24 protein-coding genes and 1 pseudogene are annotated in these 24,426 nt (G+C 67.6%); 4 read left to right on the forward strand and 21 right to left on the reverse strand.

Translation table 11 applies throughout. The features are described 5' to 3' along the window. Positions 1-9 precede the first annotated feature (9 nt). The 7 genes from AB0B64_RS30950 to AB0B64_RS30980 form a co-directional block, all read right to left on the reverse strand. The gene (locus AB0B64_RS30950) at positions 10-834 is read right to left on the reverse strand and encodes a carbohydrate ABC transporter permease (protein ID WP_358181437.1); all 825 of its coding nucleotides are present in this window, start codon (positions 832-834) and stop codon (positions 10-12) included. 7 nt (positions 835-841) lie between these two features. Beyond that, positions 842-1,807: a sugar ABC transporter permease gene (locus AB0B64_RS30955; protein ID WP_357940035.1), complete on the reverse strand. Its 966-nt coding sequence runs from the start codon at positions 1,805-1,807 to the stop codon at positions 842-844. A 19-nt stretch (positions 1,808-1,826) separates the two neighbouring features. After that, on the reverse strand, positions 1,827-3,083 hold the full coding sequence (locus tag AB0B64_RS30960; RefSeq protein ID WP_358181434.1) for a sugar ABC transporter substrate-binding protein: 1,257 nt from the start codon (positions 3,081-3,083) through the stop codon (positions 1,827-1,829). Positions 3,084-3,208: 125 nt separating this feature from the next. Beyond that, on the reverse strand, positions 3,209-4,285 hold the full coding sequence (locus tag AB0B64_RS30965; RefSeq protein WP_358181431.1) for a LacI family DNA-binding transcriptional regulator: 1,077 nt from the start codon (positions 4,283-4,285) through the stop codon (positions 3,209-3,211). A 677-nt stretch (positions 4,286-4,962) separates the two neighbouring features. Next, on the reverse strand, positions 4,963-5,115 hold the full coding sequence (locus AB0B64_RS30970; protein ID WP_358181429.1) for a hypothetical protein: 153 nt from the start codon (positions 5,113-5,115) through the stop codon (positions 4,963-4,965). Positions 5,116-5,758: 643 nt separating this feature from the next. After that, a complete protein-coding gene (locus tag AB0B64_RS30975; RefSeq protein WP_358181426.1) occupies positions 5,759-6,214 on the reverse strand; it encodes a hypothetical protein in 456 nt (151 codons plus the stop codon). Positions 6,215-6,253: 39 nt separating this feature from the next. Then, a complete protein-coding gene (locus tag AB0B64_RS30980; protein ID WP_358181423.1) occupies positions 6,254-7,282 on the reverse strand; it encodes a hypothetical protein in 1,029 nt (342 codons plus the stop codon). Between the two features lie 23 nt (positions 7,283-7,305). Between AB0B64_RS30980 and AB0B64_RS30985 the strand changes: the two are divergent. Further along, positions 7,306-7,449 (forward strand): annotated as a pseudogene (locus tag AB0B64_RS30985) (transposase family protein); the annotation flags it as partial. Positions 7,450-8,110: 661 nt separating this feature from the next. Here the strand turns inward: AB0B64_RS30985 and AB0B64_RS30990 are convergent. The 6 genes from AB0B64_RS30990 to AB0B64_RS31015 all read right to left on the reverse strand — a co-directional run bounded on the left by AB0B64_RS30990 (position 8,111) and on the right by AB0B64_RS31015 (position 13,959). After that, on the reverse strand, positions 8,111-9,181 hold the full coding sequence (locus tag AB0B64_RS30990) for a DUF4192 domain-containing protein (protein WP_358181420.1): 1,071 nt from the start codon (positions 9,179-9,181) through the stop codon (positions 8,111-8,113). Positions 9,182-9,250: 69 nt separating this feature from the next. Continuing rightward, on the reverse strand, positions 9,251-9,991 hold the full coding sequence (locus tag AB0B64_RS30995; protein ID WP_358181417.1) for an EI24 domain-containing protein: 741 nt from the start codon (positions 9,989-9,991) through the stop codon (positions 9,251-9,253). Between the two features lie 10 nt (positions 9,992-10,001). Continuing rightward, positions 10,002-10,583, reverse strand: coding sequence for a nucleoside triphosphate pyrophosphatase (locus AB0B64_RS31000; RefSeq protein ID WP_358181414.1), 582 nt, complete (start codon positions 10,581-10,583; stop codon positions 10,002-10,004). Between the two features lie 16 nt (positions 10,584-10,599). Then, positions 10,600-11,142, reverse strand: a complete 543-nt coding sequence (locus AB0B64_RS31005; RefSeq protein ID WP_358181411.1) for a DUF937 domain-containing protein — start codon at positions 11,140-11,142, stop codon at positions 10,600-10,602. Between the two features lie 29 nt (positions 11,143-11,171). Next, positions 11,172-13,133 carry an ATP-dependent zinc metalloprotease FtsH gene (ftsH, locus tag AB0B64_RS31010; protein ID WP_358181408.1) on the reverse strand — a complete coding sequence of 654 codons (1,962 nt, stop codon included), beginning with the start codon at positions 13,131-13,133 and terminating at the stop codon, positions 11,172-11,174. Between the two features lie 34 nt (positions 13,134-13,167). Next, positions 13,168-13,959 (reverse strand): hypothetical protein, encoded by a 792-nt coding sequence (locus tag AB0B64_RS31015; RefSeq protein WP_358181405.1) that lies wholly within the window; start codon positions 13,957-13,959, stop codon positions 13,168-13,170. Positions 13,960-14,130: 171 nt separating this feature from the next. Here AB0B64_RS31015 and AB0B64_RS31020 point away from each other — a divergent pair, with 171 nt between their 5' ends. After that, complete coding sequence (locus tag AB0B64_RS31020; RefSeq protein ID WP_358181402.1) at positions 14,131-15,099, forward strand: DUF3616 domain-containing protein; 969 nt, start codon at positions 14,131-14,133, stop codon at positions 15,097-15,099. A 6-nt stretch (positions 15,100-15,105) separates the two neighbouring features. Here the strand turns inward: AB0B64_RS31020 and AB0B64_RS31025 are convergent, their stop codons facing one another. Continuing rightward, a complete protein-coding gene (locus AB0B64_RS31025; RefSeq protein WP_358181399.1) occupies positions 15,106-15,765 on the reverse strand; it encodes a peptidyl-tRNA hydrolase in 660 nt (219 codons plus the stop codon). After that, a complete protein-coding gene (locus AB0B64_RS31030; RefSeq protein ID WP_357940007.1) occupies positions 15,762-17,024 on the reverse strand; it encodes an MFS transporter in 1,263 nt (420 codons plus the stop codon). Before AB0B64_RS31030 ends, AB0B64_RS31025 begins: the two co-directional genes overlap by 4 nt. A gap of 71 nt (positions 17,025-17,095) precedes the next feature. Between AB0B64_RS31030 and AB0B64_RS31035 the strand changes: the two genes are divergently transcribed. Then, on the forward strand, positions 17,096-18,043 hold the full coding sequence (locus AB0B64_RS31035) for a DJ-1/PfpI family protein (RefSeq protein ID WP_358181396.1): 948 nt from the start codon (positions 17,096-17,098) through the stop codon (positions 18,041-18,043). A 230-nt stretch (positions 18,044-18,273) separates the two neighbouring features. Here the strand turns inward: AB0B64_RS31035 and AB0B64_RS31040 are convergent, their stop codons facing one another. From AB0B64_RS31040 to AB0B64_RS31050, 3 genes are read right to left on the reverse strand one after another with little or no spacing between them, the layout of a single operon-like run. After that, complete coding sequence (locus tag AB0B64_RS31040) at positions 18,274-19,038, reverse strand: class II aldolase/adducin family protein (RefSeq protein ID WP_357940003.1); 765 nt, start codon at positions 19,036-19,038, stop codon at positions 18,274-18,276. A 27-nt stretch (positions 19,039-19,065) separates the two neighbouring features. Then, on the reverse strand, positions 19,066-20,550 hold the full coding sequence (locus AB0B64_RS31045) for an FAD-dependent monooxygenase (protein WP_358181393.1): 1,485 nt from the start codon (positions 20,548-20,550) through the stop codon (positions 19,066-19,068). Further along, complete coding sequence (locus tag AB0B64_RS31050; protein ID WP_358181391.1) at positions 20,547-21,170, reverse strand: TetR family transcriptional regulator; 624 nt, start codon at positions 21,168-21,170, stop codon at positions 20,547-20,549. The genes AB0B64_RS31045 and AB0B64_RS31050 overlap by 4 nt, the downstream gene beginning before the upstream one ends. Before the next feature lie 517 nt (positions 21,171-21,687). On the opposite strand from AB0B64_RS31050, the gene AB0B64_RS31055 reads away from it, so the two are divergent. Continuing rightward, positions 21,688-22,395, forward strand: coding sequence for a hypothetical protein (locus tag AB0B64_RS31055; protein ID WP_358181388.1), 708 nt, complete (start codon positions 21,688-21,690; stop codon positions 22,393-22,395). Positions 22,396-22,472: 77 nt separating this feature from the next. Here AB0B64_RS31055 and AB0B64_RS31060 read toward each other — a convergent pair whose 3' ends face one another. The 3 genes from AB0B64_RS31060 to AB0B64_RS31070 all read right to left on the reverse strand — a co-directional run bounded on the left by AB0B64_RS31060 (position 22,473) and on the right by AB0B64_RS31070 (position 24,395). Then, positions 22,473-22,919 (reverse strand): group II truncated hemoglobin, encoded by a 447-nt coding sequence (locus AB0B64_RS31060; protein ID WP_357939995.1) that lies wholly within the window; start codon positions 22,917-22,919, stop codon positions 22,473-22,475. 65 nt (positions 22,920-22,984) lie between these two features. Further along, the gene (locus AB0B64_RS31065) at positions 22,985-23,509 is read right to left on the reverse strand and encodes a flavin reductase (RefSeq protein WP_357939993.1); all 525 of its coding nucleotides are present in this window, start codon (positions 23,507-23,509) and stop codon (positions 22,985-22,987) included. 100 nt (positions 23,510-23,609) lie between these two features. After that, positions 23,610-24,395 carry an SDR family NAD(P)-dependent oxidoreductase gene (locus tag AB0B64_RS31070; RefSeq protein ID WP_358181385.1) on the reverse strand — a complete coding sequence of 262 codons (786 nt, stop codon included), beginning with the start codon at positions 24,393-24,395 and terminating at the stop codon, positions 23,610-23,612. Between the last annotated feature and the right edge of the window lie 31 nt (positions 24,396-24,426).

Here is a 24,426-nt window from a genome sequence, read left to right on the forward strand (position 1 = left end):
CTGGGGGATTTACTTGACCGCGCCTGCCGTCGTGCCCGCGGCGACGTAGCGCTGGGCGACGACGAGCAGGACGATGGCCGGGATGGAGGCGAGCACGGCGGTGGCCATGACCGAGCTCCAGTCGTTCACATATGTCCCGATGTAGGTGTAGAGCCCGAGCGTCACCGGGCGCACGTCCTCGGTCGTGGTGAGGGTGAGGGCGAACAGGAAGTCCGCCCAGGAGAAGAGGAAGGTGAACAGGGCGGCGGTGATGAGCGCGTTGCGGCTCATCGGCAGCACGATGGAGACGAACGTCCGGACGTGACCGGACCCGTCGACCCGGCCGGCCTCCAGGACCGCCCGCGGGATGTTGATCATGAACGCGCGGACGATCAGGATCGCGAACGGGATGCCCGCGGTCGAGTCGGCGAGGATCAGGCCCGGGATCGAGTTGAGCAGTCCCAGGTCGTTGTAGGCGGTGTAGAGCGCGTTCGCGATGACGATCCCCGGGATCATCTGCGAGATCAGGATCCCGAAGAGGAACGCGCCCACGAAGCGGATCTTGAACTGCGCCAGGGCGTAGGCCGCCGGCATCGCGATCAGCAGGCTGAACACGACCGAGCCGAGGGCGACGACCAGGCTCGTGACCAGGTTGCGGCCCTGCTGGCCGAGCGCGGTGGCGTAGCCGTCGAAACTGAAGTCGAACGGCAGCCACGGGGTGCCGACCGCCGAGCCGCCCGGCTGCAACGAGACGTTGACCATCCAATAGATCGGGAACAGCAGAACGGCGAGGATGACGATCCCGGCGACAGTGCTGCCCCAGCCGGCCCGGGTGCGCCTTGTGGTGGTGGTCATGACGGCCTCACTCGTCCACGGCACGCCGGTTGGCGCGCAGATAGAAGATGGCGAACACCAAGGAGATCGCGATCAGGATGTTGCCGAGCGCGGCACCCTGACCGAAGTCGAACTGCTGGAACGACAGGTGGTACGACTGCGTCGCGATGGTCTGGCTGGCGTTGGCCGGCCCGCCGCCGGTCAGCGCCAGGATCACGTCCAGCACCTTGATCGTGTAGACCACGCCGAGCACCAGCACGACGCTCACCACCGGGCGCAGCAACGGCCAGGTCACATATCGGAACCGCTGCCAGCCCCCCGCCCCGTCCAGCGCGGCCGCCTCGTACAGGTCCTCCGGAATGTCCTGGAGCCCGCCGTAGAGGATGGTCAGGTTGAACGGGATGCCGATCCAGATGTTCACCATGATCACCGCCACCAGGGCCAGTGAGGTGCTGGTCAGCCAGCCAGGGTGGTCGCTCGCCACTCCGATGGCGGCCAGGAACCGGTTGAGCGCGCCGTTGTCCTTGTCGAGGATCCACCGCCAGACCGCGCCGGAGGCGATCAGCGGGATCAGCCACGGCAACAGCAGCAACGACCGGAGCACACCGTTGAGTGGAAAGCGGCGCCGGAAGAACATCGCCAGGGCCAGACCGATGACGAACTGCGCGGCGATCGAGCCGGCGGTGAACAGGACGGTGTTCAGCATGGCCTTGCCGAACACCGGGGAGGACACCACCGCGGAGTAGTTGGCGAACCCGACCCACGGCGCCTCGCCGGTGTAGAAGGTGCTCGTCGAGTACTCCTGGAAGGCCATCAAGAAGTTCTTGACGATCGGGTAGCCGAAGAACGCCACCATGTAGACCACGGCCGGGGCCAGGAACAGCACCTGCGCGGCGCGGTTCTGGAAGTGGAGCGAGTGCCAGAAGGGGGGTCGGGCATCGATTCCGTCGTCCGCGACGATGGCCGGCGGTGGTTGATCTGTCTGACGCACCATTGTGGACTGTTGTGGGTGCTCAACCATTCTGGGCCGTTTCCAGGGCTTTGGCCGCTGTGGCCTGGCCGGTCAGCGCGGACTGGAACGCGGTGTAGATCTTCGTGGCCGCCTTCGGCCAATCCGCGCCGAGTTCACCGGTGCGGGCCCGCGCCGTCGGGATCTGGTCGACGAATCCGGCCATGTTCGGGTTGCTGGAGCTGAACTTCTCCAGCAGCGCCTTTTTGGTGGGGATGGTCTGGGTGTCCTTGGCGAGGCTGAGCTGGTTGTCGTCCGAGTTGAGACAGGCGATGACCTTGGCGGCCTTGGCCTGCTTGTCCTTGTTCCCGGTCTGCGGCACGGCCCACGTCTCACCGCCGAGCGGCGCGACGATCGGTTTGCCGGCGACCGGTGCCGGGATCGGCGCCACCGCGTACTTGACGCTCTTGCCCTCGGCCAATGCGGGGAACTGCCACGGACCGTTGATCGCCATCGCGGCCTTGCCCGCCCGGAACTGGTCGTTGACGTCCGCCTGGGTCCAGTTGAGAGCGGACTTCGACACCGAACCGTCGTTCATCAGGTCGACCCACAACTGCACGGCCTGCGCGGTCTCCGGCGTCGCGATGTTCTTCTCGTCACCGCCGTTGGACCACATGAACGGCAGGAACTGCCAGGTGCCCTCGTAGTTCGCCGGTGCCGAGAACGCCAGCCCGTACGTGCCGCCGGAGGTCAGCTTCTTGGCCACCGTCCTCAGCTCCGCCCAGGTCTTCGGCGGCGTCACGCCCGCCTTGGCGAGCAGGTCCTTGTTGTAGAACAGCCCGATGGTGTTGGTGATCGGCTGCAGGCCGTAGAGCTTGCCCTTGTAGGTCGAGGCGCTGACCACGCCTTCCACGTACCCGTCGGCCTTGAGCCCGAGGTCGTTCAGCGGAGTGAGGGCGCCACTCTGGGCGATCTGCTGCAGATCGGGGTTGTCCAGCATCAGGACGTCCGGAAGGGTCCGCGAGGACGCCTGCTGGAGCACCTTCTGGATCAGGGTCGCGCCGGGCACCGCCTCGCGCTGGATGGTGACACCGGCCTGCTTGCCGCAGGCGTCGATGGCCTTCTGCCAGACCGCCTTGCTCGGGTCGTTGTTGTAGTAGTCGAGCACCCGCAGGGTCGAGGAGTCGCCGCCGCTGTTGGAGCCGCCGTTCGAGCCGCCGCCGCAGGCGGTGACTGCGAGAGACAGGGTGAACATCGAGGCGAGGGCGGCCTGGGCTCGGCGGGATCGGGAGGAACGGGGGGTGCGGGGGGAGCGGATCATGTCGCGTCCTTTCGGATACGGAAATTTCCGGGTGAATCGATTCGTCGATACGCATCGACGTCGGTTGTACAAGTGTCCGTCGATACGCATCGACGATGCATATCGCTGGCCGAGCCTGTCGGTGATCAGTTGGAGGGAGTAGGCATCACGGTCGTACGCCGGGTGAGTCGTGGCGCGACCAGGTCGATTGCGGGACGTTCCACCCCGGAACTCGGATCGAGTAACCAGAACAGCGTCTCCATCGCGCGCCGGGAGACGTCGCGCGGTTCCACGGAGATATTCGTGTACGGCGGATCGGACTGCTCGGCCCAACGGTCGGAACTGAGTCCGATGAGGGAGATGTCACGACCCGGCACGACGTCCTTCTTCCGCAGTGCGGTCAGCAGCGGCATGATCGCGTCGCTGTGCGGCACCACCACTCCGAGACGCCCGCCGGTCTGCCAGGCGTCGTCGCCGTGCGGCACCACCGCTCGGAGACGCTCGCCGGTCCGCCGGGCGAGGAGCCGATCGGCCGCGGCGGCCTCCTGCCCATGGTCGACCGGTTCGATCACCGTCAACGGAAGGCCGCGCACCTGCGCCTGCCGCCGCACCGATCGCAGGAAGCGGCCGACGTAGTTGAGTCCACGCTCCATCGCCGCGGCCGGGTAACCCACTACGACGATCTCGTCGTGGCCGGTGTCGGCCAGCTCCTCAACCGCCATCCGGGCCGCCGCCTCGAAGTCGAGGTCGACGCAGTGCAGCCCGGCCGGGTCGGCCGGCACACCGATGAGCACCACAGGAACGGACAGCGCGGCGGCCACCGGGACCCGCTCGTCCTGCTCCTCGATGTCCATCATGATGATCGCGTCACACAGGGCCCGTCCGGCGAGACGCCGCAGACCCGCGGAGCCCTCGTCCGCGGTCACGAGCAGAACCTCGTGATCGTGGGCGCGGGCCGAGCTGGCGATGGTCTCGATGAACGGCAGCAACCCGAAGGCATCGCCCCCGGCCCCGAAGCGCACCACCAGACCGACCACTCGGGTGCGGCGTCCCGCGAGAGCCCGGGCGCCGGCGTGCGGCTCGTAGGTGAGCTGTGCCATCGCGTCCAGGACCCGCTGCCGCGTGCGCTCGGAAATGGGTCGCTTGCCGGTCATCACATAGGACACGGTGCTTTGCGAGACACCGGCGATACGCGCGACGTCCTTGCTGGTGAACGCCGCCATGACACCTCCCTGGAGGATTCGTCGATGCGTATCAATCGCAAGTCCCGACAGGCTACGACGTCGGTCGTCCGAGCCACAAGACATCTCCCGGCAACATTTCCGCAATCCGGCCACCTCGTCATGATCAGCTAGGAATCGTGGCGATGGGCTGTCATATGCCCCGGATCGCCGAAAGGCTGGCCTCGCCGTGGGCACCGCTGCGACAAAGGGCCGGTCCTGCCGTGGGCACCCTGCGCCGGCAGGTGGTTCTCTGATTGTGAATCAGCACCGCGCGAAGATCGGATCGCGCAGATACGGCGTCGACGACCCGGAGCGTGCGTTCGACGGTCTGCGCGGCCCCGTGTACGCACGCATCGACCTGGACACCTTCGAACCCACCGTCTTCGGCGCGACCTGGTACCGGAGCCTAACGGCACACAGCCACAGCGACCGATCGACTTCGTCTCCCAGGTGGACGACATCATCGGAGCAGCCATCACCGAATGCGTGCACGTCAACCCCTGCGAGGCCGACATGATCCGCTGACTGGGCGCCGCGCTGACACACTGACGGTCGGCATGTCCTCGCCCTGCCGGTGTATGACGTGCAGATCCTGGGCCGTCCGCCTTGGATGCGTGCGTACAACGAACGGCGGCGACACGAGCTGAACCAGTAGCGACCGGCCCGCTCTGGCAGCACTACGCAGTCCTCATCTCGTCATCGACCGTCTGCCGGGTCGCCGCGATGTCGCCCTCGTAGTCGGCGTCCGGCATCCCTGCGGTTCTGACCAAGGACGCCTTGACCGCCCGTCCGGAGGCCGTGGTTGCGGGACCGGTCACCGCAATCCGCATTTCACCGCTGGTCACCATATTTGTGTCAGCTCGTTTTCCGATGTCAAGGACCGTCGAGAAGCTCCGAGACGGTCCAGTGGCCGTCACCTTCATCGAATCGGATGATCTGACGTCGTAGCTTCCAAGAGCAAACGAAAACCGCCGTCCGTATGGGGGAGGGTGTCGGTCGGGACAGTCAGTGCCAATCGGAAAACTGTGACCGGGCCCGTCGGATCCTCAGGCGGCTTGTGCGACCCGGTGGCATGAGGCACTCATACTCGATGGGGTACCACTTATGATCATGCTTTTGCAGCACTTTCGGTGGCGACGTTTAGACCCAGCTCGCAGAAGTTGCAGGCGCTGGCCCACCTTCGTAACAGCGACACCTGCGCGTGCCTGACCGCCGATCTCACGATTAGCACTACCATGGCCTGGCATTACGTTCACAGCGGGAACACGGGTGCCGCGGGCCAACTGGCGGGGGTTTCGCGCCCCTTCCCCGGCCACGCATGCTCTGACCGTGGGCCGGATAGCCAGCTTGATCCACGCCCTGACCAGCACTGACGTGAGGGCCAACGGGGGCTGCCGGGGGTGAGCGGCACGATCCACACGCCGTTCACGCTATGGCTACGCTCAACGAACTTAGGGTCATCGCATATAACGCTCAATTGTACTCATATACATCTATAACGATAAGAGGCTTTTTCTTGGTTAATATCTTTTCTGCAATCTTAGGATCTGGAGCGGTCTCGGACTTCTCCGGATCGAGGGTGGCGATACTCAAGTGAGCCTTGTCCCACTTGTTTGATTTCATCAATATCTTCACTGGCCGATTCTCGGCCAGAATTTCCCATTCGCGCTTTCGGAGACGTTCGACTGCCGCGTTGAGTGCGTCCTTTGCATCCGCAGCCTCAACATCTACTACCAGCGTGCGCGTAATTTCAATCCCACCGTCTACGGCAGCCTGGCTGCTTGTCTCCTCCACTACAGAGCCGATTCCACGTACATTGTCGAGAACAGCCGGGGCCACCTGAAACGTTCGCGGTGATCCGCATCCTGCAGCTAAGATAATGACCCCGAACAGAGCTAAGGCCAACCTGCCACGTCGGCGTTGCCGCACGAGATCTCCCTTCAGACCCTTGGTAGACCTACATTCAAATCATCTGCTTGTCCAGCATGCAGCGCGACCACACCTCCAGAATTCTTCGACAGATCCATTGCTCCATAGATGTTCCAGATCCCTCTGGCGATTGACAACGCTAGTTGAGTCTTTGCGGTCGAGGTATCCCGTCTCCTTCCAATCCTTATATGTCTTGAACGACAGTAATGGATAACCGCCTAGTGGATTGTCGACCGTTACCCCAGAGCAACCACAATAGGCTTCGGCGGCTTCCCTGTCTGTTAGATTATGCCTGCTGCCATCCTTATTTTCATACCAGACATTCTGCTTCAGATATTCCATCCATGCCGCAGCCAATTGTATGGCCCGAGGTGCATGCAGGAGCTGATTAGTAACCTGTCCGAGCGTTGCCTTCCCCCAGTCCCTTTCTTTGTAGTAGTACTTTATGAGCATCATTCGAGCTTTGTAGATTTCAAGCTGAGTGATACCGACAGACACACCCCAGCCTTTGTAGCCGTCAATCAAATCGTCTTTTGCCTTAGCCGCCTCCGCACCCATTCGACCGGTTCCCTCCCTGGCGTGTGCGCTCTCCCATATGATGACAGCCGCGAGGACGTTTTTATTGATATGGTGATTAGCGGCGGCGGACTCAATATCTCGCCAATATCTCACGACTTGTTCATACGCACCGTAGTACTTGTAGCGAGATGCGGAGCTGCCATTCGGGGCGGCTACCGCGCGACTACCCCCCTGTCCGGCATTGAGCTTCGCCGCAACCTTCTGCATATTTCGCCATTCACCAAGCCTTGAGTCGTGTGGGTTTTCCTTAGCCGCCCTCTCCATCGCTTTGAAACTCTCCAGGCCACCGGCCGACACCCAGCTGAAGGCCAGCTGCTCGTCAGTCATTGTGGGTGACCAGTTGGACATGTATTCGTTCTGTACTTTTTCGCTGGCGAACCAGAAGTTGGGCTGGTCGACGGGTCGGCCGTTGGGCATGATTTTCCAACCCAATCTCTTAAGTTCGTCTTCCCCGGCCCAGAATCTCTTTTCGTTCTCCACCTCGCGCATCCGAAGGTAGCTCGGATCGACAATTGCTTCTCCAGCGCACCCGTGGCACACCCATCAGCTGCCCGGGGTGCGGGCAGCCCTCGACCCGGCTGCACGGACACTACCGGCGGCTGCTCCAGGACCTGCCCGCCGGCGGGCGCCAGGTCCTGATCGATCTCACCGTACGGCGGCTGAAATGCGGGAACCCTGGCGTGCAAAATCCGGACGTTCGCCGAGCCCATCAAGGGCTTGGCCGACCGGCACGCACGAAACACCCGGCTTCTGCGGCACATGCTGGAATGGTTGGCGCTGGCCGGCCGGGCCGCTTCCCGGCTGCTGAGCATGCTCGGCGTCATTGTGTCCCGCGACATCATGATCCGGCTGATACGAGCCCTGCCCGACCCTTAGTTCGCACAGGTCACCGTGCTGGGGGCGGAAGACTGGGCGGAACGGCGCTTGAGAGCGAAATCATCGACACCCAGCACATGCGGGACCCGCCGCGGTGGCAGCGGCAGCCGCATGAGCAATCGCAGTGCCGTGGACCTGTGCACCGCCACAGCCAGGACCGCCGAGAGCCGAGCACCCACCCGACCAGCCATCTCTTTGACCACCGCGCCCAGTTGGCCGGTGAGCCTGCTTGTCCGACGCTGGTAGCGCTCGAGCGGCCCGGGGGGAACGCCACAGACGCACCGTTGTAAGTTCTACAGCCCCAAGATCAGGGCTGGTCAGTAGCCGGACCAGGATGGTTGGCCTGGTCAGGGTCTGGGCCGGTCGGTGCCTGGACTGACCGCGGACGGTCGGGGCAGGTGGGGGCGGTTGGGCTCGGGGCTGGGGTTGGGGTGGATTGGCTTAGGCGGCCGTTTCATGGTCCTCGTCCAGGTTGTTGATCAGGGGGATTAGCCAACCCGCATTGACGGGCCCCATCGCGGTGTCCAACTCGGACGGGGTGGGGAGGCGGTCGAGCAGGGTGGTCGGGTACAGGAGTTGTTGCAGGGCGTGCATGAGCAGGTTGGCCATCGAGTAGCTCGGGTCGGTGGTCAGGGCGCGTTCGAGGGCGATGGTGGCCAGGACGCTGTCGCCCGTGCGCCAACTGGCCATCGCCAGCAGGGACGCGGCCGGTGGGGTGAAGCGTGGCTCCAGGCGGCGGGTGAGGTCTTTCCAGAGGGCGGCGTGGGTGTCGCCGGCGAGGGTCCAGGCTTCGTCGCGGACTCTGATCACCGCCAGGTCGAGGCCCAGTCTGGCCGCTTCAGCGTCGTCCAGGCGGCCACCGGCGGCGTGGGTGGCCAGGGCGGCGCGGACTCTTACCAGGCCCCGGGTGACGAACTGCTGGGCGAACGCGTTCACGTCCGTCGCCTCCATCAGCCGGGCTCGGAACTCGGCGACGGCCTCCGCCGTGGCGCGGCGCATCGACACCCGGACGGGGCCGGTGAGCGGGGCGATGGTGCGTTCCAGGCTCTGGCGGTCGGGCAGGGCCACCAGGCCGTGCACGGTGGCCTCGGCGGCGATCTGGCTGGTCGAGGTGTCGTACGGAGTGCCTTCGGGAGGGCAGCACTGGGGCACGTCGCACACGTACGACCAGTAGCGGCCGCCCTCGGCTCTCAGGGCCTCGTCCACGCCGACACCTACCCGGGCGGCCAGTCGACGGGCCTCGTCCACGGCGGGGGTGACCCGGTCTCCAGTGCCGTAGCCGATCAGGATGATGTGGGTGATGGCCTCACGATGGAACAGCGCCGACAAAGGCTCCAGCGTGCCCGGCGGAAACGGTAGTGGCCAGCGGGTCGCCAGCTTGGCCTGGCCCCGGGCGAGACCGAGCACGATGAGGCTGTCGACCGGGTGGAACCCCACGAGGTAGGGCACCGCGGCGAGGACGTCGGTGGGGCTGGTCAGAGTCAGGCAGGGCTCGGAGGCGTTGGTCGTCATGAGGCATGAGGGTGCCTGAACGGAGGGGGTGTCGAAGGCGCCGAACCGCGTTCTGGGGATAAAGGAACGTCAGGGGGCGGGGGTTGGGGCCAGGCGGTTGCGGACGAACAGGGCCGCCCCCGCCACCCCCGCCGGCATCGCCACGACCGCCACAAAAGGCACCAAGAACAGCAAGAACACCACCACCCCGAACCCCAAGGCCCCCGCCTTGTTCCCCCGCAGCAGCGCGAACCGCTCCTTACGCCCCATCCCCCGCCGCTCCAGCGCCAGCGTCGTCAGCTCCACCGTCAGGAAGAACCCGGAGACCATGGCCCCCAGCACCGGCACCACCGTCTGCCCGACCACCGGCACGAATCCCAGGAAGAACAGCGGCACGGTGAAAAGCAGCACATAGCCCAGCGTCACCAGACTGTCCCTGATGGATCGGGGCAAGGTACGCCACCACGGCTGCTCCTCCACCCCCGGCAGCGGATCCACCGTGGCGGACAGCTTCTCGTAGAACGGCTCCCCGATCGCCAGCGTGAGCGCCGTGAAGGTCAGCACCGCCAGCGCCAGCCCGCCGAGGACCAGCGCGATCCCGATCAGCGTACGGAAGAGGTCCCGCCACCCCCACGTGTCGGCGAACGGCGTAAGAAATTCCGCCATATCCGACGCGTTCGTGCCAAGGAAGATCAACGCCACCACGTACACGACAAAGGCCAGCAGCGCCGGGATCAACCCGAACAGCCACCGCCGGCCATTCTTGGCGACCCAGCCCACCCCCTGAAGGAAGAAGCCAACACCCGCCAAGAAGTCGCGTACTGATCGCATGCCCGGCACGCTAGCGCCAGAACGACGTCACCGCGTAGCCCAGTTCGCCGAAAAGGTTGCGGATCAGCGGCAGCGAGATGCCGAGCACGTTGCCGTGGTCACCCTCGATGCCCTCGACGAACCAGCCGCCCCGCCCCTCGATGCTGAACGCCCCGGCCAGGCCCAGCGGCTCGCCCGTGTCAGCGTAGGCGGCTATCTCCTCGTCGGACGGCCGGCCGAAGTGGATCACGGTGGTGGACACCTCGGCCACCTGCCGGCCGGCGGGTACGTCGATGACGCAGTGGCCGGTCACCAGGCGTCCGGTCCGGCCGCGCATGATCCGCCACCGCTCGAGCACCTCCTCGGCCGTGGCCGGCTTGCCGTACGGCCTGCCGTCGAGCTCCAGGATCGAGTCACAGCCGATGACCAGGCCCTCGTCGAGCCCGCTCGCGACCGCCGACGCCTTGGCCTTGGCCAGCTCAAGAGCGAGCGCGGCGGGCGAGTAGGCGGAGTATGACTCCTCGTCGACGCCGCTGACGATCACCTTGGGGTCGAGTCCGGCGCTGCGGAGCAGGGCCAGCCGGGCAGGGGACGCTGAAGCCAGGATGATCACCGCACCAGCTTACCGTTCAGCGGTCGAAGTTCGGCTGGCCGGGTACGTCCATGGAGTCCCCATCGAAGATCGCGCCGAGCAGCTCGGCCAGCTCGGTGGGGAGGGTGGCGCTCTCCTGGTTCAGGGCGTCGGCGACGGCGGCGGCCTCCATCCGCCCGCGAGTCGCCCGCCCGGCCAGCAACGACATGATCATGGGCGCGATCAGCGGCAGCAACCTCATGATCGTGCGGCCGTCGACCCCCACCAGCCGTGACAAGCCGTCGGCCGCCTGCTCGGTGCCCTGCCCGCCGAGTACGTGCCCCAGGATGCTCTGCCCGTCACGCGACAGCGACGCCACGTCGCCGTTGAACGGGTCGGCGTCCACATGGTCGTCGAGGGCGGCGCGCAGCGCCTCCGCACCTTCAGGGTGCGCGGCGTTGCGCGCCAGGCCGCCGATGATGGTGCCGGACACCGTCGTGAGCACGATGCGGGCCGTTACGGTGTCCGTACCGAGCAGCCCGGCGACCTCCTCCAGCCCGGCATCGCCGAGCTCTGCGAGAAGCTCGTCGTTGAGTGTCACATCGGAGACCTGCCCGGCGCGGCCTCAATTTACGTTACGGGCTTGCCCAAGTCCCCGGAAAGCCCGGCCGCGGCGTAGGCGCTCGCCTCGTCCAGCGTCTCGTGCTCCAGCAGGGCCGCGACGATGGCGTCGAGCTTGTCGCGGTTCTCGCTGAGGACACGCAGCGCGCGCTCGTAGCACTCGTCCACGATCCGCCGCGCCTCCTCGTCGACGGTGGCGAGCATGGCGGGCGAGGCCTGCGGCGGCTGACCGTCGCTGGGCAGGATGGTCAGCGGCCCTACCTTCTCCGACATGCCCCAGCGCCCGACCATGCCACGGGCGATCATGGTGACCTGCTCCAGGTCGTTCTCGGCGCCAGTGGTGATCACGCCGAACACCACCTGCTCGGCCGCCATCCCGCCGAGCGCGCCGGTGATGCGCCCACGGAGATACTGCTCGTCGTAGGCGTAACGATCGGTGTCGGGCGTCGACAGCGTGACGCCGAGCGCCCGCCCGCGCGGGATGATCGAGATCTTCCTGACCGGGTCGGCGCCCGGCTGCAGCATGCCGAGCAGCGCGTGGCCGGCCTCGTGGAAGGCGGTCCTGGTGCGCTCCTCCTCCGGCATCACGATGCTGCGCGCCGCGCCGAGCTGCAGCTTCTCCAGCGCGTCGGCGAAGTCGGCGATGCCGACCTTCTCCTTGCCGCGCTTGGCGGCCAGGAGCGCGCCCTCGTTGACGAGGTTCGCCAGGTCGGCGCCGGTCATGCCGGGCGTGGTCTTGGCGATCTGGTCGAGGCTGACCTCGCCGTCGAGCGGCACGCTCCTGCTGTGCACGGCCAGGATCGCGGTACGGCCGGCGGCGTCGGGCAACCCCACCTGCACCGTACGGTCGAACCGGCCCGGCCGCAGCAGGGCCGGGTCGAGGATCTCCGGCCGGTTCGTGGCCCCGATGACGATGACGCCCTCGACGCCGGAGAAGCCGTCCATCTCGGTGAGGATCTGATTGAGCGTCTGCTCGCGCTCGTCGTGCCCCCCGATGCCGCCGGCGCCGCCCCTGGCCCGGCCGATGGCGTCGATCTCGTCGATGAACACGATCGAGGGGGCGACCTTGCGCGCCTCCTCGAACAGGTCGCGTACCCGCGACGCGCCCACACCGACGATCATCTCGATGAACTCCGAGGCGCTGGCCGAGAAGAACGGCACGTTCGCCTCACCGGCCACGGCGCGGGCCAGCAGCGTCTTGCCGGTGCCGGGAGGACCGGCGAGCAGCACGCCCTTGGGCAGCTTGGCGCCGAGCCTGCGGTATTTGTCGGGGTCCTTCAGGTAGTCGACGACCTCGACGAGCTCGTTCTCGACCTCGTCGATGCCCGCCACGTCCGCGAACGTGGCCCGCATCTGACCCGCTTCGACCGGCTTGGCCGCCTTGGACCGGCCGAGGCCGCTCAGCCCGCCGCCACCCATCATGCTGGCGCCGCGGCGCATGACCCAGATCCAGAGCCCGGCCAGCAGCAGGACGGGGAGCAGGGAGAGCAGCAGGTTGACGAAGAAGCCGCGCCCGCTGTTGATCGGGTCGGCCTTGATGTCGACCCCGTTGCTCTCCAGCTGCTGGTAGAGCTGGTCGTTGTTGGCGAAGGCGGGGATCTCCGTCTTGAACTTCGTGTACGACTTGTTGCCGCTGTCGGGATCCTTGGCCGCGGCCCGCAGATCGCCCTCGACCGACAGACCCGTGGCGTAGATGTCCTTGACGTTCTTCGAGGTCACCTGCTTGGTGAACTCGGTGTAGGACACCGTCTCGACCGAGCCGGAGTCGAAGAAGGACGAGACCAGGAAGAACGCCGCGTACACGACGAGCAACGTGACGACGAAGCGCCACCAGTTGATCTTCGGGCGACCACCGCCGGACGAGCCGGGCAGCCCTTCCGCCCGCCAGGGCGGCTTGGGCTTGTCTCTGTCAGGCGCCTGCGGCTGTCCCGAGCGATTGTCAGGCGCCTTCGGCTGACCTGGGCGTTCCACGGCGTCACTCCCCCATATCGCCGTACATGATCTTCTAGCCTAGAACACGCACCCCGGAAACCACGCGCGTGATGTCACGCCACCTGGTCCGCTGCGACTCCGGCACTGTCACGAACGCCAGCCCCGGCTTGGCCATTCCCCCGTCGAGCACGACCACGGCCGCTCGCGAGACGTGCTTGCCGTACCTGACCTGGTAGGCGAGCAGCCAGCCGCGCTTGATCGGCTGGGAGACCAGCCAGCGGATCCGGGCGCCCTTGGGGTGGTGGTTGAGCGTCCAGCGGGCGGCGAGCAGCGCGGTGTCACGCGCCGACTTCTGCTCCTCGATCGGGAGCGGGCAGGTGACGAGCATGCCCCGCTGGTTCGAGCCGCGCTTGAGCGGGAGCACCTGCTTGCTGGTGAACGGCGCCGCACGATGCGCCTTCCACGGCTTGCCGAGCCTGGGCACGACCAGGCCGGTCCGCCGGTCCTTGATCGCTGCCTTGCCGGGCTTGGTCATCTTCAGCCGCGCGACCTTCTTCGGCAGCTTGGGGACCCGGGGGTCGGCGTACAGGGCCTCCATGGCGGTGTATCCGGGCGCGATGGTCGAGCCGGGAGTCGGTGTGGCGCGGGGAGCGGCCGCCTCGGCGGAGTCCACCGGCGAGGGAGACACCGACGGCTCGGACGACACTGTGGCAAGGGGCGGCGCGGACGAGGTCGGCACGGTCGATGGCGCGGCAACCGGCCGTGCGGCGACCTCGTCCGGCCGCGACGGGAGCAGCATGACCAGCGTGACAGTGACGACCGCCACCGCGGTCACGACTGCGAGCCCCCGGTATACATCCCGCATCCGAAGATCGCCGATGCGGGATCGCCTGGGTGAAGAAACAGGGGTTCCCGGCCTGGCAGCAGTTCTCACACGGGAACCTTCGGTCCCATCATCCCCATCGAGCACGATCGGGAGCGTACGACAAATCCCGGCATTCCGCTTATGAAGCGGCCGAAGTGTCATCATGGCTTCGTGGAACAGGTGGAGCTCCGATTCGACCCGGCCTCGCAAGCCTCCCAAACGCACACGAACCTCTCCGCGTTACGGCACGACGGCAGCGGCCTGTGGCTGGCCGGGGACGAGACCGCCACCATCGAGCATCTGGCCTGGACCGGCGTGAACTACACGGGTCAGCGCACCTTCCGGCTGGCCGACTACGTACGACTGCCCGCGGGCCCCGAGGACGAGGCGGACATCGAGGGCCTGGCCAGGGCCGACGGCCACCTGTGGGCCGTCGGCTCGCACAGTCTCAAGCGCCGCCGGATCAAGTCGGCCAAGGACCCGGCCAAGGCCGTCAAACGGCTGGCGACCGTGGTCCGCGAGGAGAACCGCTTCATCCTGGTACGCCTGCCGCTCGACCCCGCCACCAACGCCCCGCTGCCGGGCGCGATCCTGTCGGGCCGGGACAACATCGCCGCCCATCTGGAGGACGACCCGCACCTCGCGCCGTTCCTCGCGCTGCCCGGCAAGGACAACGGCCTCGACATCGAGGGCATCGCGGTGCTGGACGAGCGGGTCTACCTGGGACTCCGTGGCCCGGTGCTACGCGGCTGGGCGGTGGTCCTGGAGGTCAGGCCCGTCGAGAGCCATCCGGGCCGGCTGCGGCTGCGCGAGCCGTACCGCAAGCACTTCCTGGACCTGGGCGGGCTGGGCGTGCGGGACCTGTGCCCGTACGGCCGTGACGTGCTGCTGCTGGCCGGGCCGAGCATGAGCCTCGACGGGCCGGTGCGCGTGCTGCGCTGGCGGGTCCATCGAGCGGGCGAGGTGGTCGCGGCGGACGAGCTGGAGACGGTCGCCGAGCTGCCGTACGGCATCGGCTGCGACCATCCCGAAGGGATGGCCGTGCTGGCGGACGGCAGACTGATGATCGTCTACGACAGCCCGTCGCCCGCCCGGATCACCCCGGCGGGCGGCGTCCTGGCCGACGTGATCGAGATCTAACATCTGTCATGACCGGGCCACCCGCCCATAGAGCCACGGCGCGTCGGCGACGAACGTACATGAACCCGGCTCGATCTCGGTGAACCCGGCGTCCCGCACCACGGGCAGCCCCGCGGCCACCTTCGCCTGGAAGTCGCCCGCCGCCGCGGTGCGCACCGTCACGGCCAGCCCGGCCGCCCGCCACGCGGCGCGCTCGGCCTCGTCGCTGGCCCACCAGGCGAGCTGGGCGGCGTGCCCGGCCTGGGCCATGGCCTTGCCCGCCGACATGGCGAGCCCGGGGTTGGCCCACAGGATCGGCGGCTCGGCGGGCGCGAGGTCGCCGGTGTCGGTCAGCTCGGTGCCCGACACCTGCAACCGGGCGAGATCTCTGGGCCAGTCGTCGAGCGGCACGGGCGGGTGCACGCGCACCTCGGCCGTACGGTGCTCGACGGTACGGCCCGGCAGCGCCAGCGCCCGGCGCCACTCGGCGCCCCTGGCCCGGCGCACGACCTTGCGGATCTTGCCGGTGGACTGCCAGGCGTGCAGCTCCGCACCCCACTCGCCGGGGTCGTCGAGCAGGCTCAGCACGGCCATCGCGGCCGCCTCCAAAGCGTCGGTACGCTCCGGCGGCGTCGCTCTCTCGATCCTGACCACCAGCGGCAGGACCATCAACTCTGCGTCACTCATCGCCCTTTAGCATGCCCGATGGCCAGGGACATGCCGGCGGCCAGGAGGCAGAGGGCGCCCGAGACGTACCAGGCCAGGTCGTAAGCGCCCAGGTGGTCGCGGGTGAGCCCGGCGCCCACGGCGGCGAACGCGGCGCCGATCTGATGCGAGCCGAACACCCAGCCGAACACGACCGCGCCGTCCGCCCCGTAGATGCGCCGGCACAGCGCGACGGTCGGCGGCACGGTCGCCACCCAGTCGAGCCCGTAGAACACGATGAAGATCAGCATGCTGGGCTGGGTCGTGGCCGCGAACAGCCCCGGCAGCACCATCAGCGACAGCCCGCGCAGCCCGTAGTAGACGCCGAGCAGGATCTTCGGATCCACCTTGTCGCTGAGCCAGCCGGAGGCGACCGTACCCGCGATGTCGAAGATCCCGATGACCGCGAGCAGCCCCGCCGCGACCGGTTCGGCCATGCCGTGGTCGTGCGCGGCGGGGATGAAGTGGGTGCCGACCAGGCCGTTCGTGCTGGCGCCGCAGATGGCGAAGCCGCCCGCCAGGAACCAGAACGCCCGGGTCCGCGCCGCCGACCTGAGGACCGTGAGCGCCCGCACGGCCGCGTTCCGCTGGACGGGCAGGGTACGGACCGTGCCGGGCTCCGCCCCCAGCGCCGTGGTGCCCACGTCCTCCGGATGGTCGCGCAGCAGCCACCACACGAACGGCACCACCGCCAGCGCGGCCCCCGCCACGGTCAGCGAGGCCACCCGCCACCCCGGCCCCTCGGCCAGCTGGGCGAGCACCGGCAGGAAGATCAACTGACCGGTGGCGCCGGCCGCGGTGAGCAGGCCGGTGACGAGGCCACGGTGCTTGACGAACCACCGGTCGGTCACCGTCGCCACGAACACCAGCGCCATGGACCCCGTGCCCAGCCCGACGAACACGCCCCAGAACAGCAGCAGCTGCCAGCTCGCCGTCATCAGCACCGTGAGCCCGCTACCGGTGGCCACCAGCAGCAGCGCGAGGGACACCACCCGCCGCATCCCGAACCGGTCCATCAGTGCGGCCGCGAACGGCGCGGTCAGGCCGTAGAGCACCAGGTTGACCGACACCGCGAGCGAGATCGTGCCCTTGGTCCAGCCGAACTCCGCCTGGAGCGGCGTGATCAGCACGCCGGGAGTGGCACGGAACCCGGCCGCGCCGAGAATGGCCACGAACGCGACGGCCGCGACGAACCAGGCCCGATGCAACCGCCTGGTCCGAGTGGTGGTGCTTATGGTCATCCGCTAATCCTGATTTATCCACCCTCATGGCCGCGAGTGGCCGGATAGCCAATATGTGAAAGAATTCGGCCATGGCGCATCGTGTCGCGGTCCTCGTTCTCGACCACTTCGCCCCTCTCGACCTGGGCGTTCCCGGCCAGGTCTTCTGGTCGGCGGAGTCAGCGGCCGGCGAGAAGCTCTACGAGGTCGTCACCTGCTCCCCCGGCCGCCGGCCCGTGCGCTGCTCGGCCGGATACAGCGTCCTGCCCGACCACGACCTGGACGTCCTGGCCACGGCCGACACGGTCCTGGTCCCCGGCATCCACGCGGGCCGCACGATGAAGGACGGCACGATCCAGCCCTACCTGCGCGACGCCCTGCACGGCCACAAGCGGATCATGTCGATCTGTACGGGCGCGTTCATCCTGGCCGCCGCGGGCCTGCTGGACGGCCGCCCCGCCACCACGCACTGGCGCGAGGCCGCCCACTTCGCCGCGCTGTTCCCCAAGGTCGACCTGGATCCCTCGGTGCTGTTCATCGACGACGGCGACGTACTCACCTCGGCGGGCGTGGCGGCCGGACTGGACCTCTGCCTCCACGTGATCAGGCGCGACTACGGCACCGAGGTGGCCAACAGGGCGGCCCGCCGCTGCGTCATGCCTCCTTGGCGGGACGGCGGCCAGGCCCAGTACATCGACCGCCCCTTCCCCGACCCGACGGGCACCAGCACCGCCCCGACCCGCATGTGGATGCTCTCCCACCTGGACAAACCACTCGACCTGGACGCCCTGGCCGGGCACGCGAAGATGAGCGTCCGCACCTTCACCAGACGCTTCCGCGAGGAAACCGGCCTGAGCCCGTCACGCTGGCTGACCAAACAACGAGTCGACCACGCCAGACACCTCTTGGAGACGACGGACGCGGGAGTGGAGGAGGTGGCCCGCCGAGCGGGCTTCACCACCACGGTCTCCCTCCGCCAACACCTCCACGCCGCAGTCGGCGTCGCCCCACTGACCTATCGCCACACTTTCCGCCGCTAGGGCGCGCTCTGGGTCCCCTCCTTGGGCCCCAGTCACCACGGACCGTCGCAGGGACCGAGACGGCTGCCCGCTACGGAAGCCACGGTCAACTGAGCGCACGTATCGGCGCCCGGCCCCGTGCGGGCTCAGCGGGCGTTTTCCTGGAGGCCCTCAGCCACGGGCGGCGGGTGGCGGTGAGTGCGGCTTGCCGTAACGGATGGAAGGGTTTGTCCGGACCGCAACAAAGCGGGTCACTCGAATAGATCTGGTTGCTCGCGGGTGATCTGGTCGTGGAGGGGCTGGTAGTTGATCCAGCCGACCAAATCGTTGCCGATCTGCCGGTGGGTCAGGGCCGCGTTGTCCGGTTCGATGGGCACCACCTGCCCGGCCGCCTGCGCGACGAGCTGCACCTGCGCCGAGCGTTCCATCGTGATGAACCACCACGCCGCCGCGTCCACAGTGTCGCCCACCGTCAGCAACCCATGGTTGCGCAGCACGACGGCCTTGTTGCCGCCCAGTGCGGCGGCGATGCGCTTGCCCTCCTCCAAGTCCGTCACCACGCCCGTGTAGTCGTCGAAGAGCGAGACGTCCTCATAGAAGGCGCAGGCGTCCTGCGTGATCGGCTCGATGACCCGTCCGAGCGCCGACAGCGCGCGTCCGTAGACCGAGTGGCTGTGCGCGGCCGCCACCACGCCGGGCCGCGCCTGGTGCACCTGCGAATGGATGGCGAAGGCCGCCTCGTTGACGGGGTAGCGGCCCTCGACCACCTTGCCCTCGTGGTTGACAAGGATCAGGTCGCTCACGCGCACGTGCTTGAACGACATGCCGAACGGGTTGACCCAGAAGTGGTCGGTCAGCTCGGGGTCGCGGGCGGTGATGTGTCCCGCGACGCCCTCCTCGAAGCCCAGCTTGCCGAAGATGCGCAGCGCGGCGGCGAGCCGCTCCTTGCGATGGCGCCGTTCCTCCTCGACCGTCTCGAACGTCGGCGGCAGGCGAAAGATCAGATTCTCCGGCATGAGCCCTCCTCAGAGTCCGGGATCAGGTTAACCGAACCAGGTTCTGACAGCCTCGTCCAGCGAGTCGTCCGGGGTGCCCGCCCAGGCCACGTACCCGTCCGGGCGGATCAGCAGCGCGTCGGCGGGCGGCGCCGCGCACGTGGCCGTGACCACGTCGATCCGGCCGTCCCACACCTCCTTCCGAACGCTTCCCGCGAGGTCGAGCAGCAGCGGCCGCCCCTCCCGCATGAGCGTGGTGAGAGGCACCGGCTCCAACTCCAGGTCGGGTACGAAGTGGCCGGTCAGCGGATGTGCCGGGGCGGCCATGGGATAGGTGACATCCGCGCCCGACATGAGGGCAGATATCCGGCCACGCGCGCTCTTGTCGTGGAGCAGTTCGCCGAACACCTCGCGCAGCGCCGTCACCTCCGGCCCCGGCGACATGAGCGCGAGCTGGGCCTTGCTGTGCATGGTGACCCGCTCGGCGGCCAGCCGTCGCTCCCGATCGTAGCTGTCGAGGAGGCCGGGCGGCGCCGTGCCGCGTACCGTGGCCGCCAGCTTCCAGGCGAGGTTGGCCGCGTCCTGGAGACCCAGGTTCAGTCCCGGCGCCCCGACCGCGGAGTGCACGTGGGCGGCGTCCCCGGCCAGCAGCACCCGGCCCGCCCGGAAGCGGTCGGCCATCCGGGTGTTGCGCCCGCTGAGGCGGCGCAGCAGGTGCGGCCCCGGACCGGGCGGGGTGGCCAGCGCGATGTCGACGCCCAGCACTCTGGACAGGCTCTCGCGCAGCTCGCCGAGCGTCATCTCGACGTCCTCGCCGGGATCGTCGCTGTCCCACTCGACGCAGCTGATCGTCAGGACCTCAGAACTCACGGGCAGCAGGGCGTACGCGCCGCGCTCGGTGCGGTGCCAGGCGTAGAGGGCGATCGTGCCCACGCCGGGCAGTTCCAGCTCGGCCCGGTCCATCCGGATCGTCGCCTCAGGTAGGACGACGTGGGCGGCCCGCGAGATGACGGAGAAGGCGTTCACACCGGGGAAGCCGATGCCGGCCTGCTTCCTGACCGTGCTGTGGGCGCCGTCGCAGCCGACCAGGTAGCGGGTGCGCAGCTGCTCGCCGCCGTCCAGTTCGAGCGTCACGCCCGACTCGTCCTGGGTGAACGAGGTCAGCTCCCGCCCCCGCCTGATCTCCACACCCAGCTCGCGGGCCCGATCCTCGAACAGCTCCTCCAGGCGGGCCTGCTTGATGCCCATGGCGTACAGCGTGTTGCCCTCGATCTCGGCCAGGTCGAGCGGCAGCGCGCCGAACAGGAACATCGGGATCGGTCGCGGCGGCTCGGCTACATCCAGGAAGCGCCGGTAGAGGCCGCGCTGGTCGAGCAGCCTGACGACCTGCCCGACGATGCCGTTGGCCTTGGGCGCCTGGCTCCGCTCCGGCAGGCGTTCCAGCACGATCGGCCGGACTCCGGCCAGGGCCAGCTCACTGGCCAGCATCAGCCCGTTGGGACCACCACCGGCGATGACGACGTCCGCGGTCATTGGGGCTCTCCTTGTGCCGTTGGGTCGGGTAGTCCGGTGGCGAGCTGGCGCATCGCCTCTTCGATCAGAGGAAGGAGCGGCACCGCGGGCTCGACGAGCAGCCAATGGCGGACGGCGGTCTGCGTGGCCGTGATCACCGCCGTGGCGACCAGTTGCGGGTAGAGGTCGCGTTCGTGGTCGGTGCCCGTGCGCTCGGCGACGGCCGCGGCCAGCTCGGCGTCGGCGGAGAAGAGCACCCGCAGCGACTCCCCCTCCATGGCGGGCGCGCTGGTCAGCAGCCGCAGGGCGGCCCGCATCTCAGGGCTGGGCGCCCGCGTGGTCTGCTCCGCGTTCTCCCACGGCGCCAGCATGGCCCGCGTCACCGCCTCCCACAGCGGCTCGCCCGGCGGCCTGTCGCGCAGCACCCGCACCGAGTGCCTGGTCCGGTCGACGTGGCGGGCGGCCAGCGCCTCCCACTTGCTGGAGAAGTAGTTGTTGAACGTCCGCGGCGACACCCCCGCCGCCTCGGCGATGTCCTCGACCCGCACGTTGTCCAGCCCGCGCTCCATGGCGAGCTGGAGCGCGGCGGCCATCAGGGCGTCGCGGGTCGCCTGCTTCTTTCGTTCGCGTAGCCCGGTCATGCCCCCAGACTACAGAAGTTTGCGCACTCGGCAAATTTTCGCATCCCGCAGCTTTTCGTCGCCCCTCCGGCACAGCGGGGAGCCCGCCGATCAACGCCCCAAGCCCCTGAGCCAAGGCGCCATCTTCCGCCACAAAGGATTCGGGAAAGGGCATTCCCGAACACCAACGTGAATAAATCTCACCGCCACCGTCCATGTCGCACTCGGCACTCCCGGCATTCCCAAGGACATAACCACCCACCAACCTCGTCCTTTGGCAAACGCGAAGAGAACACGCAATACTCTTGCGATCTTCAGCTAGGATCAGGTGGCGGTTCATTAAACCGCCCCGAGTTACGCTTTATAAGCACATGGGCGAACTATGCACACATTGCCTTGATGTCCATTTTGTTCGCATGTGCAGGCGATCAAGCAGAAGAATGAGACAGGCGCGCTAACCAGCTCGGCCGCTTCGGAGTTGGCGCCTGGGGGCCCGAACAGCCAGTCAGTACCACTACGAAGATCGAAAGGCAGCCTAGTGGCCATCACCCCCCGATGCCTTGGGACACCAAGGAAAGAGAATCTCGGGCCGACAAAGCTCCACCGCGAGCAGCTGACGCAGCTCGCCAAGATATTCGAGCAGACCGGCGTCTATTTCAGCATCTGGACCGACAGCAACTACGTCGTGTACGAGTCCGACTCGTCGGCGGACATCGCCGACCTCGGCTCGAAGATGACCCCGACGCTGAAGATGGTGCGGATGGTCCGGCGCGACCCCGTGAACAGCGACAAGATCATGGAGTTGACGCTCTCCTCGGGTACGGCTCTACTGCTCCGCTACCGAGTGGACGAGACGGCGAACGACGCGGCCAGGATCAGGGAGATCTGCAACGAGAAGAAGCGGACCTGGGCGCAGTTCGCCCATATCCCTGGCCTGGCCGTCGGCACCCTCGCGGCCATCGTCGGCGCGGCCATCGCCGGCCGCTTCCTCGGCTCGTTCTCGGCCCCGGTGTGGTGGAGCCTGCTCCCGGTCACGATGGTCCCGCTGGTCCTCGGTCTGGGCTTCAAGTACCTGTGGAAACGGCTCGGCGCCGGCCTGACTCAGGCGGTCATCGTCAACGTTCCGGAAGGCTCGCAGGGCGGGCTGCTGTCACGGAAGCGCGATGACCTGATCGTCGCGGTGACCATGTTCGCGCTCAGTACGACCACCAACGTGCTGTTCACCCTGCTGTTGCAGCACAAGTAGGGCTCCCGGCACTTCCCGCCCGGGCGAGGGCCCTGGGCGGGAAGTGCCGGGAGCTCCGATTGACGTGGCGGTGGAAACTAGCTCGGCTCGGACCATCCCCACTGCGGCACCTCTCGGAGCGGGTGGAGTTGGTCGTCGGTTTCGGCATGGGAGTTCTGCATCGCCACCTTCGATCCGAACTCCACATGCGACCGCAGCGCCTCCCGGAAAGGCGCGTCTTCCGGGAGTCCGGCCTGATCGGCGGCCGCCATGTACAGCTCGACGAACCGCTGCCGCTGCGCCTCGCTGATCCCCAGCCCACGGTGCGCGTCGATCAGTCTGGAAAATCCGCCCATTTCCCTGGAGAATGTGTCGGGGCCGCCGAAGGTCTCGGCCGTGAAAGCCGTCAGATGTGTCACGTGATGGGGAAGTCCTTCGCCGAACAATGGCTGGAGCAGCGGGTCGGACAAGACGCTTCCATAGAAGATGTCGATGAACCTGTGGAGCCCTTCTTGGCCGCCTGCGTGCTCAAAGAGAGTTTCCATGATTACATCATTACACCATCAATCGCCCAAGCGCTAGGTAGCTCCCGAGGCCGGGGCGCGATCCCTCAGCAGGCCATCGGCGAGCCGGAGTCCAGGCGATGGAAGCTCCGGTTGAAGTAGACGAGACTCGGGCCGCCCCTCCGGGTACGTACCTGCTCGATCTCCACGAACAGCACGCTGTGCGACCCCATCGGCTTGCAGTCCTTCACCACGCCGATGACGGCCACTAACGCGTCCTTGAGCACCGGCACGCGCTGGCCGCGATCCCAGACGTTCCAGGTGAACCGTTCGGCCATGGAGACCTCCGTCGCTCCGGCGAAGTGCAGCGCCAAGTCCTGCTGGTCACCGCCCAGAACGTTGACGCAGACCCGGCCGTTGGCCCAGAACACGTCGTGCATGGCGCTGCTGCGGTTGAGGCAGACCAGGATGGTCGGCGGGTCGTCGGTCACCGAGCAGACCGCGCTGACCGTGATGCCGCAGCGGCCGTTCGGACCGTCGGTCGTCATGATGTTGACGGCCGCGGGCAGATGCGCCATCGCCTCCCGGAAGTCGGCCTGCGAGGGGGTCTGATCGGGTTCTCTGACGGTCACGGCTTTGCTCCTCTCCGCCTTCGTCTTCCGTCTTCCGTCTTCCGTCTTCGGGTGAGTCAGCGCATGTACAGGCCCGCTGGTGGCATCCCATTCGGATGAGTCAGCGCATGTACAGGCCGCCGTTGGCGTCCCAGCACGCGCCGGTGACCGTGTCCGCCCGCTCGGAGGCCAGCAGCGCCACCATGTCGGCGATGAACTCGGGGCGGCCGAGCCGGCCGACCGGGATCATCGCCTCGATCCCCGCGAGCTTGTCAGGCGCGACGCTCTCGCGGACCACGGGCAGGTCGAGGATGCCCGGTGAGACGGCGTTCACCGTCACACCGCGCGGGGCCAGCTCACGGGCGAACACCTTGGTGAGCGTGGCCACGCCGCCCTTGGCCGCCGCGTAGTGCGCGCCGGTCGCGGTGCCGCCGTTCTGCCCGGCGAGTGAGGCGATGTTGACGATGCGTCCGTGGCCACGCTCGGCGAAGTAGGCGCCGAGGACCTGGCAGCCGAGAAACGTCCCGTCGAGGTTGACGGCGATCACCGAGGAGAAGCTGTCCGGCTCGATGTCCATGAGCGGCTCGACCTTGGAGAATCCGGCGTTGTTGACCAGGACGTGGATCGCGCCCCACCGCTCGACGAGAGCGTCACGCGCCCGTACGAAGGCATTCTTGTCGCGCACGTCCAACCCGAGCCCGATCGCCGACCCTCCGTCCGGGGCGGGCGTGGCCGCCGACTCTCCGTCCGAGGCGAGCGAGGCCGCGACCTTGGCCGCCGCGCGCTGGTCGAGGTCGGTCACCGCTACGCGGTATCCGTCGCCGTGCAGACGAGCTGCGATGCACGCGCCCAAACCGCGCGCCGCTCCCGTCACCAGTGCCACACGAGGAGAGCTCACAGCAGCCATCCCAACGCCGTCACGCTGTCCTGACCGCCGA

Origin of the sequence: Nonomuraea sp. NPDC049129 (assembly GCF_040648495.1) — a bacterium.
Lineage (GTDB): Bacteria > Actinomycetota > Actinomycetes > Streptosporangiales > Streptosporangiaceae > Nonomuraea.

Excerpts from the sequence above, each read along its gene's own strand:
- AB0B64_RS30990 (WP_358181420.1), bottom strand. The coding sequence starts at position 9,181 with ATGACGACCAACGCCTCCGAGCCCTGCCTGACTCTGACCAGCCCCACC.
- AB0B64_RS31060 (WP_357939995.1), bottom strand. The coding sequence starts at position 22,919 with ATGGAAACTCTCTTTGAGCACGCAGGCGGCCAAGAAGGGCTCCACAGG.
- AB0B64_RS31035 (WP_358181396.1), top strand. The coding sequence starts at position 17,096 with ATGGCGCATCGTGTCGCGGTCCTCGTTCTCGACCACTTCGCCCCTCTC.
- AB0B64_RS31045 (WP_358181393.1), bottom strand. The coding sequence starts at position 20,550 with ATGACCGCGGACGTCGTCATCGCCGGTGGTGGTCCCAACGGGCTGATG.
- AB0B64_RS30970 (WP_358181429.1), bottom strand. The coding sequence starts at position 5,115 with ATGCGGATTGCGGTGACCGGTCCCGCAACCACGGCCTCCGGACGGGCG.
- AB0B64_RS30980 (WP_358181423.1), bottom strand. The coding sequence starts at position 7,282 with ATGCGCGAGGTGGAGAACGAAAAGAGATTCTGGGCCGGGGAAGACGAA.
- AB0B64_RS31070 (WP_358181385.1), bottom strand. The coding sequence starts at position 24,395 with ATGGCTGCTGTGAGCTCTCCTCGTGTGGCACTGGTGACGGGAGCGGCG.
- AB0B64_RS30955 (WP_357940035.1), bottom strand. The coding sequence starts at position 1,807 with ATGGTGCGTCAGACAGATCAACCACCGCCGGCCATCGTCGCGGACGAC.
- AB0B64_RS31050 (WP_358181391.1), bottom strand. The coding sequence starts at position 21,170 with ATGACCGGGCTACGCGAACGAAAGAAGCAGGCGACCCGCGACGCCCTG.
- AB0B64_RS30995 (WP_358181417.1), bottom strand. The coding sequence starts at position 9,991 with ATGCGATCAGTACGCGACTTCTTGGCGGGTGTTGGCTTCTTCCTTCAG.
- AB0B64_RS30965 (WP_358181431.1), bottom strand. The coding sequence starts at position 4,285 with ATGGCGGCGTTCACCAGCAAGGACGTCGCGCGTATCGCCGGTGTCTCG.
- AB0B64_RS30950 (WP_358181437.1), bottom strand. The coding sequence starts at position 834 with ATGACCACCACCACAAGGCGCACCCGGGCCGGCTGGGGCAGCACTGTC.
- AB0B64_RS31030 (WP_357940007.1), bottom strand. The coding sequence starts at position 17,024 with ATGACCATAAGCACCACCACTCGGACCAGGCGGTTGCATCGGGCCTGG.
- AB0B64_RS30960 (WP_358181434.1), bottom strand. The coding sequence starts at position 3,083 with ATGATCCGCTCCCCCCGCACCCCCCGTTCCTCCCGATCCCGCCGAGCC.
- AB0B64_RS31025 (WP_358181399.1), bottom strand. The coding sequence starts at position 15,765 with ATGAGTGACGCAGAGTTGATGGTCCTGCCGCTGGTGGTCAGGATCGAG.
- AB0B64_RS31040 (WP_357940003.1), bottom strand. The coding sequence starts at position 19,038 with ATGCCGGAGAATCTGATCTTTCGCCTGCCGCCGACGTTCGAGACGGTC.
- AB0B64_RS31015 (WP_358181405.1), bottom strand. The coding sequence starts at position 13,959 with ATGCGGGATGTATACCGGGGGCTCGCAGTCGTGACCGCGGTGGCGGTC.